Source organism: Jeotgalicoccus halotolerans (assembly GCF_003387165.1).
Lineage (GTDB): Bacteria > Bacillota > Bacilli > Staphylococcales > Salinicoccaceae > Jeotgalicoccus > Jeotgalicoccus halotolerans.
The window spans coordinates 32683-50807 of record NZ_QUMW01000017.1 but is presented as its reverse complement, the minus strand read 5'-3'; the positions used below and the strand labels follow the sequence as shown (position 1 = coordinate 50807).

At 38.5% G+C, this 18125-nt stretch carries 16 protein-coding genes; 5 read left to right on the top strand and 11 right to left on the bottom strand.

Features of this window, described 5'->3' with window-relative positions:
• The first annotated feature begins 101 nt into the window (after nt 1-101).
• A complete protein-coding gene (gene folD, locus DFR63_RS11455) occupies nt 102-950 on the top strand; it encodes a bifunctional methylenetetrahydrofolate dehydrogenase/methenyltetrahydrofolate cyclohydrolase FolD (protein ID WP_115886083.1) in 849 nt (282 codons plus the stop codon).
• Between the two features lie 93 nt (nt 951-1043).
• Here the strand turns inward: folD and DFR63_RS11450 are convergent, their stop codons facing one another.
• Entirely contained in the window at nt 1044-2006 is a 963-nt protein-coding gene (locus DFR63_RS11450) for a calcium/sodium antiporter (RefSeq protein ID WP_115886082.1), read from the bottom strand.
• A gap of 92 nt (nt 2007-2098) precedes the next feature.
• Here DFR63_RS11450 and DFR63_RS11445 point away from each other — a divergent pair, with 92 nt between their 5' ends.
• On the top strand, nt 2099-2830 hold the full coding sequence (locus DFR63_RS11445; RefSeq protein WP_115886081.1) for an immunoglobulin-like domain-containing protein: 732 nt from the start codon (nt 2099-2101) through the stop codon (nt 2828-2830).
• A gap of 43 nt (nt 2831-2873) precedes the next feature.
• On the opposite strand, the gene DFR63_RS11440 is transcribed toward DFR63_RS11445, so the two are convergent.
• The 4 genes from DFR63_RS11440 to DFR63_RS11425 all read right to left on the bottom strand — a co-directional run bounded on the left by DFR63_RS11440 (nt 2874) and on the right by DFR63_RS11425 (nt 6918).
• Nucleotides 2874-3386 carry a type 1 glutamine amidotransferase domain-containing protein gene (locus tag DFR63_RS11440; protein ID WP_115886080.1) on the bottom strand — a complete coding sequence of 171 codons (513 nt, stop codon included), beginning with the start codon at nt 3384-3386 and terminating at the stop codon, nt 2874-2876.
• Nucleotides 3387-3486: 100 nt separating this feature from the next.
• Nucleotides 3487-4167, bottom strand: coding sequence for a hypothetical protein (locus DFR63_RS11435; protein ID WP_115886079.1), 681 nt, complete (start codon nt 4165-4167; stop codon nt 3487-3489).
• Nucleotides 4168-4266: 99 nt separating this feature from the next.
• Nucleotides 4267-6045 (bottom strand): SLC13 family permease, encoded by a 1779-nt coding sequence (locus DFR63_RS11430; protein WP_115886078.1) that lies wholly within the window; start codon nt 6043-6045, stop codon nt 4267-4269.
• Between the two features lie 75 nt (nt 6046-6120).
• Nucleotides 6121-6918: a WecB/TagA/CpsF family glycosyltransferase gene (locus DFR63_RS11425; protein WP_245954185.1), complete on the bottom strand. Its 798-nt coding sequence runs from the start codon at nt 6916-6918 to the stop codon at nt 6121-6123.
• A gap of 96 nt (nt 6919-7014) precedes the next feature.
• On the opposite strand from DFR63_RS11425, the gene DFR63_RS11420 reads away from it, so the two are divergent.
• Nucleotides 7015-7734: a glycerophosphodiester phosphodiesterase gene (locus DFR63_RS11420; protein WP_115886077.1), complete on the top strand. Its 720-nt coding sequence runs from the start codon at nt 7015-7017 to the stop codon at nt 7732-7734.
• Between the two features lie 17 nt (nt 7735-7751).
• On the opposite strand, the gene tagH is transcribed toward DFR63_RS11420, so the two are convergent.
• The 3 genes from tagH to DFR63_RS11405 are packed head-to-tail and all read right to left on the bottom strand — an operon-like array spanning nt 7752 to nt 11178.
• Nucleotides 7752-9113, bottom strand: a complete 1362-nt coding sequence (gene tagH / locus DFR63_RS12035) for a teichoic acids export ABC transporter ATP-binding subunit TagH (protein WP_115886076.1) — start codon at nt 9111-9113, stop codon at nt 7752-7754.
• Nucleotides 9114-9125: 12 nt separating this feature from the next.
• Nucleotides 9126-9947, bottom strand: coding sequence for an ABC transporter permease (locus DFR63_RS11410; RefSeq protein WP_115886075.1), 822 nt, complete (start codon nt 9945-9947; stop codon nt 9126-9128).
• Nucleotides 9948-9984: 37 nt separating this feature from the next.
• The gene (locus tag DFR63_RS11405) at nt 9985-11178 is read right to left on the bottom strand and encodes a CDP-glycerol glycerophosphotransferase family protein (protein ID WP_115886074.1); all 1194 of its coding nucleotides are present in this window, start codon (nt 11176-11178) and stop codon (nt 9985-9987) included.
• A gap of 95 nt (nt 11179-11273) precedes the next feature.
• Between DFR63_RS11405 and tagD the strand changes: the two genes are divergently transcribed.
• Both tagD and DFR63_RS11395 read left to right on the top strand, forming a co-directional pair.
• A complete protein-coding gene (tagD, locus tag DFR63_RS11400) occupies nt 11274-11669 on the top strand; it encodes a glycerol-3-phosphate cytidylyltransferase (RefSeq protein WP_115886073.1) in 396 nt (131 codons plus the stop codon).
• Nucleotides 11662-12813 (top strand): CDP-glycerol glycerophosphotransferase family protein, encoded by a 1152-nt coding sequence (locus tag DFR63_RS11395; RefSeq protein ID WP_115886072.1) that lies wholly within the window; start codon nt 11662-11664, stop codon nt 12811-12813. Before tagD ends, DFR63_RS11395 begins: the two co-directional genes overlap by 8 nt.
• 32 nt (nt 12814-12845) lie before the next feature.
• Here the strand turns inward: DFR63_RS11395 and DFR63_RS11390 are convergent, their stop codons facing one another.
• The 3 genes from DFR63_RS11390 to DFR63_RS11380 all read right to left on the bottom strand — a co-directional run bounded on the left by DFR63_RS11390 (nt 12846) and on the right by DFR63_RS11380 (nt 18030).
• Nucleotides 12846-15494 carry a CDP-glycerol glycerophosphotransferase family protein gene (locus DFR63_RS11390; RefSeq protein ID WP_115886071.1) on the bottom strand — a complete coding sequence of 883 codons (2649 nt, stop codon included), beginning with the start codon at nt 15492-15494 and terminating at the stop codon, nt 12846-12848.
• A 104-nt stretch (nt 15495-15598) separates the two neighbouring features.
• Nucleotides 15599-16786 (bottom strand): glycosyltransferase family 4 protein, encoded by a 1188-nt coding sequence (locus tag DFR63_RS11385; protein WP_115886070.1) that lies wholly within the window; start codon nt 16784-16786, stop codon nt 15599-15601.
• Nucleotides 16787-16866: 80 nt separating this feature from the next.
• Nucleotides 16867-18030, bottom strand: a complete 1164-nt coding sequence (locus tag DFR63_RS11380; protein WP_115886069.1) for a glycosyltransferase — start codon at nt 18028-18030, stop codon at nt 16867-16869.
• Between the last annotated feature and the right edge of the window lie 95 nt (nt 18031-18125).

Sequence of the window (18125 nt, the reverse complement as noted above, 5' to 3'; positions counted from 1 at the left end):
ACACTACTAATTTCTTGGGACGGATATCATATTATATCTATAGCTTTTTCTTATGATTTTCGAGATAATGAAATAGACAAAATTTTAGGGAGGAATTTTTAATGACTGCAGAATTGTTAAACGGGCGGGAAATCGCTAAAGATTACCGTGCAGGATTACAAAGCGAAGTTGAAAAGTTAAAATCACAGGGGATTGTACCAAATCTTACAGTAGTAATTGTAGGCAATGATGGCGCTTCTTTAAGTTACGTACGTTCTAAAAACAAAGCGGCTGAAAAAATAGGGATGGAGTCTTCTATCGTCCATCTCGATGAAGATACTTCAGAAGAAGATGTACTGGCGGAAGTTGAAAGACTGAATAACGATGATAAAGTAAATGGTATTCTTGTACAAGTTCCGCTGCCTTCGCAGGTAGACGAAAATAAAGTGCTGGAAACAATTGCTCCGCATAAAGATGTAGATGGTTTCAGTCCGATTAACATCGGCCGCCTTTATACCGGCCAGCGCACTTTCGTACCTTGTACACCGCTCGGTATTATGGAGCTGTTAAAGCACACAGGTTCGCTTGAAGGTAAAACTGTAGCTGTTGTCGGACGTTCTCATATTGTAGGACAGCCGGTCGCTAAATTATTAACTAATGAAAATGCAACAGTAACACTGATGCACTCGCGCACTAAAGATATGGTTTCGAGTCTTAAGAATTACGATATTGTCGTAAGTGCTGTAGGTAAACCGGGTCTGATTAAAGGCTCTGACTTAAAAGAAGGCGCAATCGTAATTGACGTGGGTAATACTGTAGTCGATGAGAAGTTAGTCGGAGATGTTGATTTTGACAGTGCCAAAGAAGTAGCAAGCTACATTACACCAGTACCTGGCGGGGTCGGTCCGTTAACAATCACAATGGTATTGAACAACACGCTGCTGGCTGCTAAATGGCATAACGAAAAATAATATCTATAATAAAATCCGTATATTCTACTCCTAGGAGTAGAATATACGGATTTTCTAATTTGCCAAGCTTTCTTCCCTGCAGCTTTCACGAATTTATCCTCTTAAAATAATGTAAACGAGGTAAACTAAATATAAAGCAGCAAGCACTCCGCCTCCAAGACGTGACAGCCTGCCTTTCCATAAAGCCAGAATCAGCAGAATAACGGATATGGCAATGAGTATCCATACGTCTGCAAATAGCGAATCACTGACACTTAATGGACTGATTACCGCGGATATCCCGAGTACAAATAATATATTAAAAATATTACTGCCTATGAGATTGCCAAGGGCCATCCCAGCCTCGCCTTTTCTGGCAGCAGAAATAGATGTTGTCAGCTCCGGCAGCGATGTACCTATTGCCACTATGGTCAGTCCGACAAGTGCCTGGCTCATACCGAGAGAAAGTGCAATCGTTGAGGCACTGTCAACGACCAGATTACCGCCGAATATAATGCCTGCGAGCCCAATTACAAAAAGGGCGATATTTTTAAACCAGCTTGAATCATTTCCCGATTTTTTTGCTTCATCATCTAAAGTTGCTTCTTTAGTCCGGCGGGCTTTTACAAATATATAATATAAAAATAAAACAATACCCGCTAAGAGCAGCACACCGTCTAATCGTCCGATTTCACTGGATTCAGCAGACAGTAAAAAACGGTCTGACATAAAAATAATCAGCAGCACTGCTGCTGCCAGTGAAAATGGAATTTCACGAGTTTGTGTTTCCCGTTCGATAATCATTGGAGAAATCAGCGCTGTCACACCGAGCATCAGAGAGATATTGATGATGTTGCTTCCCAGAACATTCCCGATGACCATATCACCGTTGTCTTCCAGAGCCGCAATAATACTGACGACTGCTTCCGGAGCACTCGTGCCGAGAGAAACAATTGTGAGACCCACAATGAGCGGAGACACATGTAATTTCCCCGCTATTGCCGATGCGCCGTCAACAAAATATCCTGCTCCTTTAATAAGTAATACGAAACCTGCTATTAATAATATGTAGGTCAAATATCTTCTCTCCCTATCCGAACTATTCTTGGTCGTTCTGTCTGCAATATGCTAAAATTAAAAAAAGTACTGTAAATTCAGAGGTGTAATAAATGAATGCAAATACGCTAGTAAAATTTATGATTGGTGCACTCCCGATTGCTCCGGTTATCAGTGATTTTATAGATACAAATGTCGAAGAAACTGAAAACAATACAGATCAGGCTTACGAAAACTATGATGGCCCCACAATGGAAGATGAAATCATCGCCCACTCCGGCAGTATACCTGCAATAAAAGGTGTCGGTAATATTAATGTTCAAACCGGCGATACTTTTGACCCTCTGGCCGGTGTATACGCAGTTGACAGCGAGGATGGAAATCTTACCAGCAGTATAAACGTGACAAACAATTCCGTAAATACTGAAAGTCCCGGTACATACAGTGTAACTTACCGCGTAGAAAATTCACGCGGCGGCTATTATGAGCATGTCCGCCAGGTTACCGTTTCCGCTTCCGAGAGTGACTCTGTACCACAGGTTCCTCCGACTGAAGAACAGCTTGGTAAATCCTCTTCAGACAAGAGCTCAAATACTTCTTCAGGGACCGGAAATTCTGTATCTTTCAGCGGTACTGAAGACTTAACTATAAACACCGGCGAATCATTTAATCCAAAAGACGGTGTTCGGGTTCTCGACGTCGATGGCACAGATATCAGCAACCAGCTGTATATTTCAGGAGAAGTTGATAATGAAACTCCCGGTGAGTATACTATAGCTTATGCTGTATTCGACAGTTTCGGCGACCCTTCTGCATCTGCACGTACAATCACAGTAGAACAATAATTAAATAACAGGCTGCAGCGGAATTCCGCTGCAGCCTTTACTTTTAACCTAATTGTCTTTTAATTTCAGCGTTAAACTGATCTAAATCATCAGGTGTCCGGCTCGTAGCAAGATTGCCGCAAACCGCAAGCGGGCTGTCTTCCCAGTTCGCTCCCGCATTAATCAAATCATTTTTAACATTTTTAACACTTGTAATTTTTCTGTCTTTTAATAAATCAGTATCTACCAGAAGCTGAGGCCCATGGCAAATTGCAAATACCGGTTTGTCTTCTTCCAGGAAATGTTTGGCGAACTTGCCAAATCGGTCTTCCTTGTCACCGCGTAAACCATCAGGTGAAAATCCTCCTGGGATTAACAGTGCATCATAATCAGATGGCGTTACCTCTCCGATAGATTTATCCGCTTCAAATTTCCCGCCTTTTTTACCTTCCACAGTTGAACCGTCCGGAGAAATGAGCACCGTTTCATGCCCTGCTTCCTCAATAGCTTCTTTAGGGCTAGTGTATTCAATATCTTCGACAAAATCCGTCATGATAACAGCTACTTTTTTGGTCATAAATTAATTCCTCCTGTAAAGTAAATATGATTCTAATGATTAATTTTCCCGCTTCACTGCATTTTAAACATAAAAAAACACTGATAATCAGTGTTTTTAATTATTTAACTGTAATCAGCTTTTCATTTTTAAGGACGAGTTCCGCATTAACTTCTTTAGCTTCGTTTAAGTAGCGGTTGCTGTTTGCGATGTGAATATCCATCAAGGCCTGATGAGACTTTTCGTCACTGCCGAGCATTGATTTAAATTCGATGACAGCGAGTGACCGGTTGGATATTGCAAGGAGCAGATCGTCTTTTATCTCCTGAACACGGTGGCGTACATTTTCCGGTAAATTATCAGGGATTGGAATAATCCGGACTTCTTCCTGAAGAGCTATATAGCTTTCATTTAAATTCGTAATTTCATCAGCTGCATATTCCACTTCCAGCTCATCAAACTGATACGCATTATAAAGCGGAAGGAAGTTATCATCCCATATATTAAATATGTCGTCATGAGTTTCGTTAATTTGCCGGAGAAGTAATTCAAACTCTGCGCTGTCTGACTGTTTAGAATCATTTATATTGTTTTTCAGTAAATTTTCAGTATCGTATCTGCTGTTATCAGCTGTACTGTTCGATGAATTATTTGCAGTATCTCCTGATGCCGTTATAACCAAGTTACTTGCAGTGAAATGTGTTTTAGCAACTGTCGATAAATCTTCCGCTTTAGAAAATTTATCGTTTTGATTACATCCGAATAGAAATAATACAAATATTGATAATAATATTTGTCTCAAGTTAGGACCTCACATACAATGACTTTTCATTTCGTTCATTAAGTATTGTAACACAGTTGTAATCTCGTTGAAATATAATATTTCATTTCCTGAAGTCAGCTAATACCAGACAAAGTAAATAATAAAACACGCGATAAACATCGTTATCAGAGCAAGCGGTGCACCGACCTTTATATAATCACTAAATTTGTAACCGCCGGGTCCGTAAACAATTAAGTTCGTCTGATAGCCGATCGGCGTCATAAAACTTGCTGATGCGGCAATTGCTACAGTAATTATCAAACCCATATACTCAATATTCATCGCATCTGCAACTTCAAGTGCTATCGGAAACATCAGTACTGCTGCTGCGCTGTTTGTAATGACTTCAGTAAAACAATTCGTGACGAGATACACAATGAAAAGCACACCGAGGATTCCGAACGGCGTTGCAAGTGCTGTCAGTCCGCCTGCTATATATTGTGCTAATCCCGATTCCGTCATTGCAGCACCGACGGCAAAGGCGCTCGCAATCAGCAGGATAACATCAAATTGTACAAATTTCTTCACTTCATTCGGTGAAATAAATCTAAAACCAATCAGGAGCACAACAAGAATCATCATAGCTTCAAGCATTGTGAACCAGCCCAAGGTCACTACAAGAATCATAGAAACCAGAGCGATTAAGCTGACCCAGCCTTTTCTCATATCCTGATTGAGATTTTCAGGCGGAGCAACATCATTGACCACGTAGAAATCTCCGGAATATTTGTGCATATTAATAAAATTATTATCCGCAAGGAGGAGCAGTGTATCCCCTGTTTTTAAAACGATATCTCCCACCCTGCTTTTAATACGCTGATTATTTCGGTGAATCGCAATAACACCGGCGTCGTAGCGCGTTTTAAAATTCGCCTCTTTAAGCGTTTTATTTAACAGCGATGAGTTATGCGAGACAACTGTTTCAATCAGATGACTGTCTTTATTAACGACATCATCAAGCGTAAGTTCTGTACCTGTTTTAATAGTGACACCTTTAAATTTTTGGATTTTCCCTATAGTATTCAGAGAACCGGAAAAAATGATATGGTCGCCGGCAAGCACTTTAGTCTCGCCTGTGACAGGATAGACTCTGCTGTTATTTCTTATAATTTCAATCACATAGATTCCATCCAGAACATCCCGGCCGAGCTTGGTAACAGTCTCTCCTTCGTGTTCAAATTTATCTTCTATTATGGCTTCTGCAAGAAATTCTTTTGTTTCCTGGCTAATCTGCTCCTTAGCTCCAAGATGTTCCGGCAGCAGTTTATAGCCTAATGTCAGCAAGTAAATTAAGCCCGCTGCGGTAATCGGCACACCTACTGCAGCTAAAGTAAAGAATGAGAAACCCTCGAGCCCCGCACCAACCAGCAGTCCGTGTACAACCAGAGTCGTCGACGTCCCTATCATGGTAATCGTTCCGCCTAAAATCGTCATATAAGATAAAGGAATCAGGAATTTAGATGGACTGTAGCCGTTATCGAACGCCCAATCTCTAATTATCGGTGTTAAGGCAACGACTATCGGAGTATTATTAAGAAAACCCGAAGAGAGACCGACCGGCAGCATTACTTTAATCATACTCTTCTTCACATTGGCAGCTTTGCCAAGCAGCCGGTAAACGACAAGTTCTATTATGCCGTGTTTTTGAATTGCACCGGCCACGATAAACAAGAGCAGTACAGTCAGCATCCCTTCGTTTGAAAAGCCGCTTAAAGCCTGCTCGCTGCTAATCACGCCGGTAATCAGAAAAATAACCAGAACTAAAAATATTAAGAAATCCGCACGGATTACTTCAAATGATAAGCCTATTAACATTAATACAATGACAAGTCCGACAAATATCATTTCTCCGGTCATTTGATCTCCCCCGCTTCATGATGTGTTGAAACTTAAAAATATCTTACCATAAAAGAGAGGCCGGACATAAATACTTTAGCGTATGCCGTCCCTGTTTGATCTCGGCTTGGACTTTGAGAATCCGAGCCACTTCATAATTGTTTTAATGACCGGGACGTGCAGCAGCATGAACTCCAGTACTTTTAGATCCCGTCTCATTCTGTGAGGTTCTTTAATTAAGCGGTAAAGCCATTCCAGCTGCAGCTTAATCCATATAGCCGGAGCCCGTTTGAGCTGTCCGCTCAGCACATCGAAACTGCCGCCGACACCGATAAATATACCTTTATCGAATTTCTCCAAATAATGGTGTATCCAGCCTTCCTGCCGCTTCGCGCCAAGCGCAACAAATATAATATCAGGTTTCGTTCCAGCAATGTAATCAGCAATATCGTCATTATATCTATTAAAATAGCCATTCTTCCTGCCCGCTATAATCAGGCCGGGATAATCTTTTTTAACAATTTCAGCCACTTTAATATTCACTTCTTCACTGGCACCTAAAAAGAATACGCGTTTTTTATTAATATCTGCATATTTCAGCAGATCGTACATCAGGTCAACACCAGTTACCCGTTCTTTTAGCGGATTGCCGATTAATTTCGATGCATTGACTACACCGATTCCGTCAGCAAGCACGTAGTCAGCACTTTTAACTATCGTTTTAAAGTCCGGATCATCCCGGGTTGCAATAACAACTTCCGGGTTTGCAGTGACGATAAAACATTTTTTCTGTTGTTCAATAGACGGATAGACGATATGTTTTAAAAATGAGTATCTGGATATATTGATAAAATCGATATCCATCAATTTAACAGTATTAAATTTTACTGTCACAGTGACCCTTCCTTTCTTATGTCATCTTAATAATTTCTTTACTTTGGAATGTTACACTACAAGTATTAAAGTTTAATTAAAATTGGAGTGAATTTTATGGTTATTGTGTTTGCCCACCGCGGTGCTGAGTCCATCGCCCCGGAAAACACGGAAGCCGCATTTAGAACAGCGGTTGAACACGGTGCACGTGCAATTGAACTGGATGTTCAGCTGACGAAAGACGAAGTGCCGGTCGTCGTGCATGACTATAAGCTGAAGCGCTATAATAAGGATGCGAAACTCGCTGTTAACCAGTATACTTTTGACGAGCTTCAGACTATAGATGTCGGTAAATATTTTAATGCTGAATTCGCCGGTGCCAAAATTCCGTCTTTACAAAAAATCCTTCAGTCTATGCCTGAAGATCTTCTCCTTAATATTGAAATTAAAAATTCTCCTGTCCCCCATGCCGGGATAGAAAAACAGGTCGCAGACCTTGCGAATCAATATTATAATCTCGAAAATATTATCGTTTCATCATTTGACCATACAGCTCTTCTGCGGATTGCCGAATGCAATCCGGATATTAGGCTTGGTTTTCTGATGCATTACCCGATGATTAATACCGGAAAGTATGTAAACATGACCGGTCTTAATGCTGTCAGTGTGCATCCTAATAAAAAAATTACCGATGCCGCTTTTATTGAAGAATGCCACAAGTACAATTTAAAAGTGTACCCGTATACTGTAAAAAGCCAAAAAGAAGCTGACAGACTGATAGAAATCGGCGCCGATGGATTTTTTACATCGCTGGAAACGTTATATGAAATAAATTAAGAGGTGCAGAGCACCTCTTAAACATCTTCATTATCATTAAGTTCTTCAGTATCCCTCACAACATTGTTGCTGTGTATCCATACCGGTTTATTTTCTCCTTCAATAACGCCTCTATACCAGATATTGTTGCCAACCAGAACGGTTTCGTCTGCATTAAAGGACAGGTCGCCATGATTTTCCAGTGATTCATGAATATACTGACGTTTTCCGCCCCACGGTTTACTTGATGCATAACCGCGCCCTTTTAAATAAAATGTTTTTTTGTCATTGTCCACCAATGTATGCACATGCGAAGATGTTTCAATTCCTCTGATCCAGCCTACAACACCTTCTTCACCACTTGGTTTTGTACTCAGCAGGTAATAGTTCTCAAACTGGTATGTCGCTTCTCTTTTAACGTAATATACTTTGTTCTTCAAATGCTGTGCATCTGTTTTACCTTCTTCTTCATTCGGAGAGCTGTATATATATGTCGTATATGCTTTTAAATGCGCCAGCCTGCTGACCGGACGGACTGAATAAGTGTGAGATGTTTCGAGTTCTTCATCATCATCCAGGACCATCAAATCCCCAAGCTTTTTATATTTGTTTTCAGCCGGGTCTTTCGACATTATCTTCGCCCTGTATGAGTCTCTTTCATCCTTCTGCATATTCTGCCATTTCAAAAGAAATGCTTCGTACAGCGGCAGTACATCTTTCACTTCGCCAAACGCTTTAACACGGCCGAATTCAAGCCACAGAATTTTATCACAGAAGGTTTTCATCTGCCCGATGGAGTGGCTGACGAAAATCATCGTCTTCCCCTGGTCTTTAAATTCGAGCATTTTCTTCAGGCTTTTGTCTGCAAAAGCTCTGTCGCCGACCGACAATGCTTCATCAATAATTAAAATATCTGGGTCGACTTTAACGCTGATAGCAAAGCCGAGCCTTGACTTCATCCCGCTCGAGTAGGACTTCACCGGCTGATCGATAAAGTTTTCAAGTTCTGCAAATTCAATGATTTCGGGCTCTAGTTCTTTGATTTCATCTTTAGAAAAACCGAGCATTAAACATTTCAGTTCAATATTATCGCGGCCTGTTAAATCATCATTCAGGCCTGCTGCAACTGCGATAAGCGCAGGCTGTCCGTTAACCTGGACTTCGCCGCTCGTTTCAGGAACGATGCCTGCAATAATATTAGACAGCGTTGATTTACCTGAGCCGTTAATACCGATAAATCCGACTACATCGCCTTTATCCGCTTCAAAGTTTACACCGTTCAGCGCAAAAAAATCATCTCCGTGCCCTTTCGGACTGATCAGATCAAGCATGCGCTCTTTTTGATTTTCGTACAGTTTATATTTTTTCACGACATTTTTAGTAATAATAGCTTTTGTCATTTTCAAACCCCATTATAAGTAATCGATAAAATTACGTCTGAATTTAATGTGCAGCACCGAGCCGATAAACAGCATCACGAGCATGAGGCCCCAGAAATATAAAGAATATTTCCATTCGGTAACGAGGAACCATTCTGTACCGAAAAATGCAGCGCGGTATCCTTCAATTAAATATACCAGCGGATTTAATTGCATAATTACTACGAGCTTCGGGAAGTCCGAGAGCATCGACAGCGGCCACAGCACACCCGATAAATACAGCAGCATGCGGAGCAATGAATTAAGTACCAGATGCACATCGCGGATCAGTGTTGACAGCGTCGATGTAATCAGCGCAAATGAATATACCAGCACGTAGGTTGCAAAAATAAAATAAGGAATTTGTATAAAGTACACGCTGACGTAATAACCCGCAAACTGAAACACAATAAAAGCAATGGTAAGCATGATTAAATGCGTATAAAACTTGGAAAATATCGGAATATTAGGTATTACACTTAAAGGGAAATTCATTTTTGACAGCATCTTAAGACGTGTATATATCGATTTGGATGCTTCTATACTGGCCTGATAAAAGAAAGTCCAAACGACAAAACCTATAAACAGCCAGAAGAAGAAAGGCACTTCCATGCCATCCATTTCAATCGGTGCGCGTGAGCGCAATGTACCGAATACAAACCAGTAGATAAGAATACTGATGACCGGCGTCAGAACTTCCCAGACTATCCCGAGATAGTTATTCTGGTTCTTACTTTTTATATCGTATATCGACAGACGCCTTACCAAATAAAAATGAGCAATCTGTTCTTGTAATACCTTCCACATGGATCTCATAAGTTACTCACAACCTCAAATTTTCATCAATGATGAATTATACAAGTTTACTTCCTAAATAACAAATAACTTCATCGGCTACACGCTGTGACGCTTTGCCATCTTCAAGTGCACCGAATCTGCTGCGGAATTCTTCAGTATTGTATATTTCGTTAAAGTTTTCAGTTTCCGTCTTTTTAATTGCTTGCAGAAGTTCATCTGTCGCAGTGACAAGCGGACCGGGCGCTTTTCTTTCAAAGTCAAAATAAAATCCCCGGAGCTTGTCGCGGTAATTATCAATATCATAAACATAAAAAATCATCGGACGTCCCAAGTTCGCATAATCGAAAAATACCGATGAGTAGTCTGTAATCAGCATGTCCGAAACAACATACAAATCTCTGATTTCCTCGTAGTTTGAATAATCATAAATAAAGCCTTCATATCCACTTATATCGAGGTTCTCGCTTACTAGATAATGCAGTCTTAATATAATAATGTATTCATCAGACAAATTTTCATACATTTGTTTCATATCGAATTCGAGATTGAATTTATATCTGCCTTTCGCGTGGTATGAATCATCGCGCCAAGTCGGAGCATACAAAATTATTTTTTTATCTTCCGGCAGATTCAAATCTTTTTTCAGATTATTAATGGCTTCCTCATCGCTGTTCGTAAAAAGAAAATCATTTCTCGGGTAACCTGTTTCCAGCATTTCCCCGTCAAATTGAAATGCTCTTTTAAATATTTCACTCGAATACTCATTCGGCGAGATTAGAAAATCCCATTTTGCCGATTCCCGGGTAAAGTTTTTTTTATAATTCTCAGTATCAGTACCGGGCATATGTACTTCATCCATATCTACAGCGAGCTTTTTCAAAGGTGTACCGTGCCAGGTCTGTAAATACGTCGTGCCTTTCGGCTTTGGAATCCAGAGAGGCATTCTGCTGTTTGAAATCCACAATGCTGCCTTATTCATATAGATCATCCAGCTGAACGAGAATCTTTTAATATAAGGCACATCATGGCGTTCAAACACTTCAGTATACCGCTTGTCCACACTCCATAAAAATCTGTATTCCGGATAATGAATCGTCATGTATTCATATAGGGCGCGCGGATTATCACTGAACTGTTTTCCGAGAAAACTTTCGAAAATAATCAGCGAATGATCTTTGTTAAAAGATTTTCCGCATAACCAGAATAATATTTTATATAATTTTAAAGCTAATATTTTAATGATTTTCATATCCACCACACCTGCGAAGTTTTTATAATTATTTTATGCTATAATTCATAATACTACAAAACAGTATAATAATGCTTTAACGGAGGCAAATTAACATGAAAAAAGTAATCACTTACGGTACATTCGATCTGCTGCACACAGGGCATATAAATATATTGAGACGCGCCAAGGCGCTCGGAGATTATTTAATCGTTGCAGTATCAACCGATGAGTTCAATATGCTCAAACATAAAGAGGCTTATCATTCATTCGAAGAAAGAAAACAAATACTGGAAGCTATCAGATATGTCGATGAAGTTATCGGCGAAGATACATGGGGCCAGAAGACCGGCGACGTACAAAAATATAACATCGATACTTTTGTTATGGGCAGCGACTGGGAAGGTGAATTTGATTTTCTGAAAGAATATTGCGAAGTTGTCTATCTGCCGAGAACAAGCGGCATATCAACTACAAAAATTAAAGATGAGCTGAAAAACAATAATGGCTAAAGAAGCAGTCATCCAGTTTTTTCTGCTTCTGTCGGGGACTGTTTTTAAGTTATTTAATCTCCTGCCCCTCCAAGATAAAACGGTAATGCTTGCATCCTTCGGCGACAATATCGAATATGTCATCGGGGAAGTTAAAAATCAGACCTCATCGGAAATTTTTATCTTAAAGGAACCCCGCTGCAAAAAACAATTTGAGGCCGTCAGCCAAAAAAACATTACAGATTTTACTCCCCGCAGTACCTTTTCTTTTATAAGGGGAATATATCATCTGGCAACAGCCCGGTATGTTTTTGTCGATAACTATCACATCGTGCTCGCTGCCTGTAATTTCCGTCCGTCAGTAAGATGCACTCAAGTCTGGCATGCTAACGGAGCTGTAAAGTATTTCGGATTCAGAGACAAAACAATTAAAAACCGGCCGGACAGCGCGCACAAACGTTTTAAAAAAGTATACAGCCGCTTTCACCATATAACGGTAAGTTCTGATGAAATGGCGTATATTTTCAAAGAAGCGTTCGGTGCTGATGACAGCCGGATACTCAAAACCGGTGTGCCGAGAACCGATTTCTTTTACAATATGGATAAAATTGAGGCCGAAGCCGAAGTAGTACGCAGTACCATGCCTGTACTTAAAGACAAAAAAGCGCTGCTCTATGCTCCTACATTTCGTGACAATCAGTTTGATACAGACAAAATTCATCTGAATATCGATCTGATGAGAAAAAAGCTCGGCGGAGAATATCATCTTTTGTTAAAACTTCATCCGGCAGTAAAGCTTTCAGGTTTTAATAATAGCGAATTCGTAACGGATGTTTCCGGAAAATACGAGATAAACTCACTGCTCGCAGCTGCGGATGTGCTCATTACAGATTATTCCTCGATACCTTTTGAATTTTCAATTTTAAACAAGCCGATGATATTTTTTCCATACGACTTAAAGAAATATGAAGAATCCCGCGGTATCTGGTTCAACTATGAAACCTATATGCCGGGACCGGTGGCTTATCAAACTGCAGATATTATTACAGCCCTCGAGGAAAACGATTTTGACTTAGAGAAAATCGCAAGTTTTAACAAGCAGTGGAACAAATACTCCAGCGGCCGGGCGAGCGAAAAATTGATAGAATATATATACAGTATTTAAAAGCAGCCGTCCGGACTTCCGGACGGCTGCTTTTAATAATCTATTCTTCCTTTTATTTTTTCTTTTACGCTGTTATATATCCGTTCTGAATTATGATGATCCTGATATTTAAATATACCTGAAATATCAGGCTGTTCCGATTTAAAGTTGAGCTTAATCTGACTTTCAATCAAATCGATTAAATCATCTTCAGTCCGTGCAATATCTCCGATGAATGTTTGGAATAATGGCCGGAGTTTTCCCTGTCTGAAAAACTTTCTGACATCAAAATGATAGTAGATGACCGGCTTATTCATCAGCGTAAAGTCAAAGCTGACACTGGAATAATCCGTAATTAACAGTGAGTGGTCAATCAGGAGCTCCTGTACTGTTCTCGTACCGAGCTGGATAAATTTAATATTGCTGCTCGGATTCAATATTTCATCGTTAAAATACATCTGTGCTCTGTAATGCGGGTAAAAGTTCAGCTGCACATCATTATCTTCCAGTATTTTAATCAGACGTTCGTTATGAATCAGTCCGTTATAATTATGGAAGTACTGGCTCGTCAGAAACGCTTCATCTGTATTTATCCAGTCCCGCCATGTCGGCATAAGCAGGATGTCTTTAGTTTTATTACCCCGGGGAAGCGAGTCGAAGCGTGCGAGTCCGGTGACCGCAACGTCTTCCTCGTCATAGCAGAGCTTTCTCATGACAACATCATATTTTTCAGGATCACTGCTGACGATAAATAAGTCGAAAGGCAGATCATAATACTTTTTATGATACTCTACTCTTTTACGGCCGAGTACACCATGCTGCAGAAATACTCTTACTGTATCCTCATAGTTGAAAAAGCCTCTCGCAGGTTTGTAAGGCAGCAGATTTTCAAGGTCGTGCGTGCCAAGCAGAACACCTGCTTTAAGTGCAACTTCAAAATGTTTATCTGAACCGAAAGGCAGTACATGCGGATCCGATTTTATCTTTTCATAATCGAGAGCACTGCTTTCAATTGCATAATAAGCATTGACATCGGTATTTTCTTTTAAATACTTATAGAAAGCGTAGCCGTTGTCCTGGGCAGTATCGTAACGTTCTCCGACCAGCCATGTATTATAATCTTTCTCCACAGCGTTATCAGGAATTGTTATTTCAGTCGGGATAGTAAATGTTTCTATTTTCAGGTTATCAAACGGAGTCGTCGTGATTAAATGATAATGGACATTTCTCTCACCGCTTTTTTCCGAATGGCTGCCGTAATAATTGTCTTTTTTATAATCGGAAAATTTATATTTTATTTTTTCTTTCCGTACCGTTTCCCCTTCTTCGCTAATCATTGCAATAAACACGTCTATTATAGTTTTATCTTTGCTCTTAATTGATTTTAAATCCAGCTTGGTTAAATCAATGACAAAATCTTCGTCAATCAGCAACTGGACAGCTTCTTTACTGTAGCGGTCTTCAAAAATCATATAAGTACTGCAGCCAGAAAAATTTTCGCGCCCTTTTATAAAGCCTTCGAGATTAAAACCTTCAATTCGGGTCACCTGTCTCCGAATGCGGGGCCGCGTCACCTTAAAACCAAGCGCTGTATCCTTTCTTCTATAGAACCACATCTTAATATTTTCGTGCTGGTAGTTAATAACGAGACGTTCGCCGAAACCTAATTCTTCCAGGTAACCCACATTTGGCTGAAGTGTAAGCGGTTCGTCACCAACAGTAATCAGTTTAAATTTCTTGCGCGAAAAACTGTCGACCAGTGTACTCAAAGGAATTTCCGTTTCAAACTCACCCGGCCGGGAGCTGTTCACCTTGAACAACGTTTCCTCCTCTGAAACAGTATCTGATACAACAAAATGTTTAATTTCGAAATTTTCACTGTAGGCCATTCTCATCGTTACATTGTCTTCGATGACTTCTGCCTTGACAGCGGTCATCTCAATTTCATGATTTTCTATATATGCATATAATTCATGACTTTCGCTTAAAAACTTCAGATTATGCTCCTGAGTGATTAAATTCATTTCATTGATGCTCAGTTTCACCGGTGTCATTTCAAAACCTTTAACAACATAAACTGCCGCTCTGCCCATCGTAACATTCTTGAAATCATTAGTCTTTAGTATTGTACCAGCCCTTGTACTATCAAGCGCAATGATTTTATTAGGATATAACAATGCCAAGCCGTATCCGTTTAAATTAAAATTATCATAGAAAGAAATTTCTAAACATTCATATGAAGTTTGGATTTCATCAGCATACATATATGATTCATTGAATGTATATTCTGAAAATAAACGTTCCAGTTGCAGTACTCCGTTTGCTGAAATATTATAATAATTTCCATCTTTTACGAAAGAAGTTTTTTCCTGTATATTTTCTTGTTGCTCGATAATCATATGCTTTTCTTCAACTGTGATATTAATTGAAGAATTACTTTCTAGTTGTGATAATATGTCAGGTGTTAACTTGATAGATAGAATATTTTTTTCCAAAGCAAAATCAAGGACTTCAGTATGTTCACTGCTTATTAAGATTACGTTTATTTTTTCTTTTAAGTTGATATGATAAAACCTTTTCAAAATTAAATTTATAGAGAAGTAAGTTTCATATTCTGTCACATCACGTAAATATACTTTACGAGTTAAAATTCTCATACTACGAGGGATCATTTTAATTAGTTTATTCCTTATTTCATTCATTTTTAATACCCCTAAGAATTATAAATATGTTTCCTTTATAATATACTAATTTTAAATCAAAATCGATTGTTATAAAATTAAAAAGAGCTTAAGCAATTCTAACATTACTTAAACTCTTCTTTAATTAGAAAATTTTCCAATTTCTCTATATTATTTTCCCATAAAAAATGGGAGTCAAGTAAGTTCCTCGAATTATTACGCATATTACTCTCTAACATTTTATCCTCTTTAATTCTTTTAATTGCATCTGCAAGATCATCAGCTGTTGCTTTTTCTTTAGCATAGCCAACATGGTATTCATTAATCAATTCACTTGTATAGCCGCCTAAGTTTGTTACAACCGGCACACCTGATGCGATGCCATCAATCACTTTACCGGGTAATACATTAAGAAATACCTCACTGTCTTTTAAAATAGAGAGCTGGATATTTGAATTCCGTATTTCAACCAGACATTCTTCCCTGGTTTTTTCTTCTTCAAAAGTTACATACTTAAAGTCTTTGTATTCAATATACGAATGGAATAAGTGAGCATTCATACCATAACCAATAATTTTAAAATTAATTTTATTCTCTTCAAGTTTATGAGCCATTTCTTGCAGTTTTTCATAACTTTGTGCAAAACCGATATTCCCGGTATAGATAACTTGGAATTCATCAGGAACATCTTCAAACCTAGTTTCTTTTTCAGTAAATGCATTCGGTAAAAATAAAACAGGTTTATTCTTGACCATTCGTTTTATGTATTCTCTAAACCCTTCATTGTTAATAACTATTTTATCGGATTGTTTATACATCATCTTTTCCATGAATTTTAAGATAGGGAAAAATAACTCGATATTCATCTTCTCAACATCACGGACACTGTCTGGCCATAAATCTCGCACTTCTAAAATACGCTGGACATCTTTCTTTCTCTTCTGAAAAAAAGCAGCCCATGGGAGAAATATATTTGGTGACGTAACATACACAACATCATACAGATGCTGATATTTTTTTACATACACGCGAACCTTGTAAGCAAGTTCAAAATAATATAATAAACGAAATACCATCGATTTACTCTGCTTATCCGCTCTCATTTTGAATCTCATTATATCTTTTGAATGATCTATTTGTTTATTGCTCCAGTATTTGTCCTCATCATACATTTTTGCATTAGGATACGACGGAGGTGTGGTTAGTACCTCGACATCGTGACTTTTAGATAATTGAATATACAAATTCTTTAATCTATTTGCCCCGGAACCTATTTCCGGATAAAAATTTTGTGTGATCAGTAATATTTTCATAAGTCACCTTAACTTACCTTCTTATATAGTACAATTTAAAATACTTATTAATTATATCAAAGTTGACATGGCAATGAAAATTAAAATTCTGTATATAATTCTTTCAATACTTTTTTTTCATTTTCCCAATTATACTTATATTTTGCTGACTCAGTATTCTTTCTTAAACTTAGTCTCAGCTGGTCATCATTAAGCAGCTTGTTTAACACACTTGTCAATTCTTCAGTATTACCTTCTTCGACCGTTAAGCCGACGTTTTCATTCTCAATAACCTGTTTTATTTCCGGCAGTTTCGAGCCTATTACCGGTACATGTGCCATAATATATTCGAACAGCTTATTAGAAGACGCAGAATAATGATTGAAATTGGTGTTTTCTAAAAATTGAATGCCTATGTCTGCGGCTTTAGTATACTTCCTTAAATCCCTATAAGGAACACGCTCTATAAAAATAACTTTATTTTCGAGTCCAAGTTCCTCATGGTAAGCAAGTAAGTTTTGTCTTTCTTTACCATCACCAATCATAAACAGAACTGCATTTTCTACATTTGAAAAAGCCTCCAGCAATTTAAACAGCCCTCTGCCTTCCTGCATACCGCCCTGATACAGTACAATTTTTGTATTCCTAGAAATATTATATGTTTCTCTCAAAGGAAAAGCGGTAACTTCCTCAATATTATACAGTTCAGAGTAGTTATGGATAGGCGTCGGACGTTTGCTGTATAAATCATTATGGTAATCTGCTCGTGTGTCATTCTCTACAATCACTTTATCAACAAATTTAAGCAGTAGCTTTTCTATTCTGTATATTTTTTCAAAGTTGTAATGCGTCCGGCTTGTCTGTACTTCATGAGAGTCATAAATTAATTTCTTTCTCTTAATGCGGAGTTTTGCGCTCACGATTCCCTGAATTAAAGTATTCAAGTCATGTGCATGATACACATCTGTATTATATTTCCTACCTAGCATTATCATTTTAAACATTAGCAGCATATTTGGTATATGCTTGGTAATAACAGACGATTTAATCTTGTCTGTTATCTTTTCAGGAAATTCTAATTTCAGAGGTCTGTTGACAACTACACCCTTTCTGATTTTCTCACTGGAAGGAAGATGCATTTCAGACAGTTCTTTCTTAGCAATTATTGTTACTGTATAATTTAAATCAGCTAACGCAGATGCTTCTCTCAGCACCCTTGCATCATTCACAAAATTATTCCACACGAACATCGTTACCTTTTTCATTTGCAACCCTCTGTATTTTAATATATTGTTTTAAATTATGTCTTATTAACATTATAATAGAAGTTAATGCATTTTAAAATCTAAACTAGAAATGG

Bases quoted from the DNA above. Each gene is read 5' to 3' on its own strand.
- DFR63_RS11395 (WP_115886072.1), top strand. From the start codon at position 11,662: ATGGCTAAAGAAGCAGTCATCCAGTTTTTTCTGCTTCTGTCGGGGACT.
- DFR63_RS11380 (WP_115886069.1), bottom strand. From the start codon at position 18,030: ATGAAAAAGGTAACGATGTTCGTGTGGAATAATTTTGTGAATGATGCA.
- DFR63_RS11430 (WP_115886078.1), bottom strand. From the start codon at position 6,045: ATGACCGGAGAAATGATATTTGTCGGACTTGTCATTGTATTAATGTTA.
- DFR63_RS11420 (WP_115886077.1), top strand. From the start codon at position 7,015: ATGGTTATTGTGTTTGCCCACCGCGGTGCTGAGTCCATCGCCCCGGAA.
- tagH (WP_115886076.1), bottom strand. From the start codon at position 9,113: ATGACAAAAGCTATTATTACTAAAAATGTCGTGAAAAAATATAAACTG.
- DFR63_RS11440 (WP_115886080.1), bottom strand. From the start codon at position 3,386: ATGACCAAAAAAGTAGCTGTTATCATGACGGATTTTGTCGAAGATATT.
- DFR63_RS11405 (WP_115886074.1), bottom strand. From the start codon at position 11,178: ATGAAAATCATTAAAATATTAGCTTTAAAATTATATAAAATATTATTC.
- DFR63_RS11385 (WP_115886070.1), bottom strand. From the start codon at position 16,786: ATGAAAATATTACTGATCACACAAAATTTTTATCCGGAAATAGGTTCC.
- folD (WP_115886083.1), top strand. From the start codon at position 102: ATGACTGCAGAATTGTTAAACGGGCGGGAAATCGCTAAAGATTACCGT.
- DFR63_RS11445 (WP_115886081.1), top strand. From the start codon at position 2,099: ATGAATGCAAATACGCTAGTAAAATTTATGATTGGTGCACTCCCGATT.
- tagD (WP_115886073.1), top strand. From the start codon at position 11,274: ATGAAAAAAGTAATCACTTACGGTACATTCGATCTGCTGCACACAGGG.
- DFR63_RS11410 (WP_115886075.1), bottom strand. From the start codon at position 9,947: ATGAGATCCATGTGGAAGGTATTACAAGAACAGATTGCTCATTTTTAT.
- DFR63_RS11390 (WP_115886071.1), bottom strand. From the start codon at position 15,494: ATGAATGAAATAAGGAATAAACTAATTAAAATGATCCCTCGTAGTATG.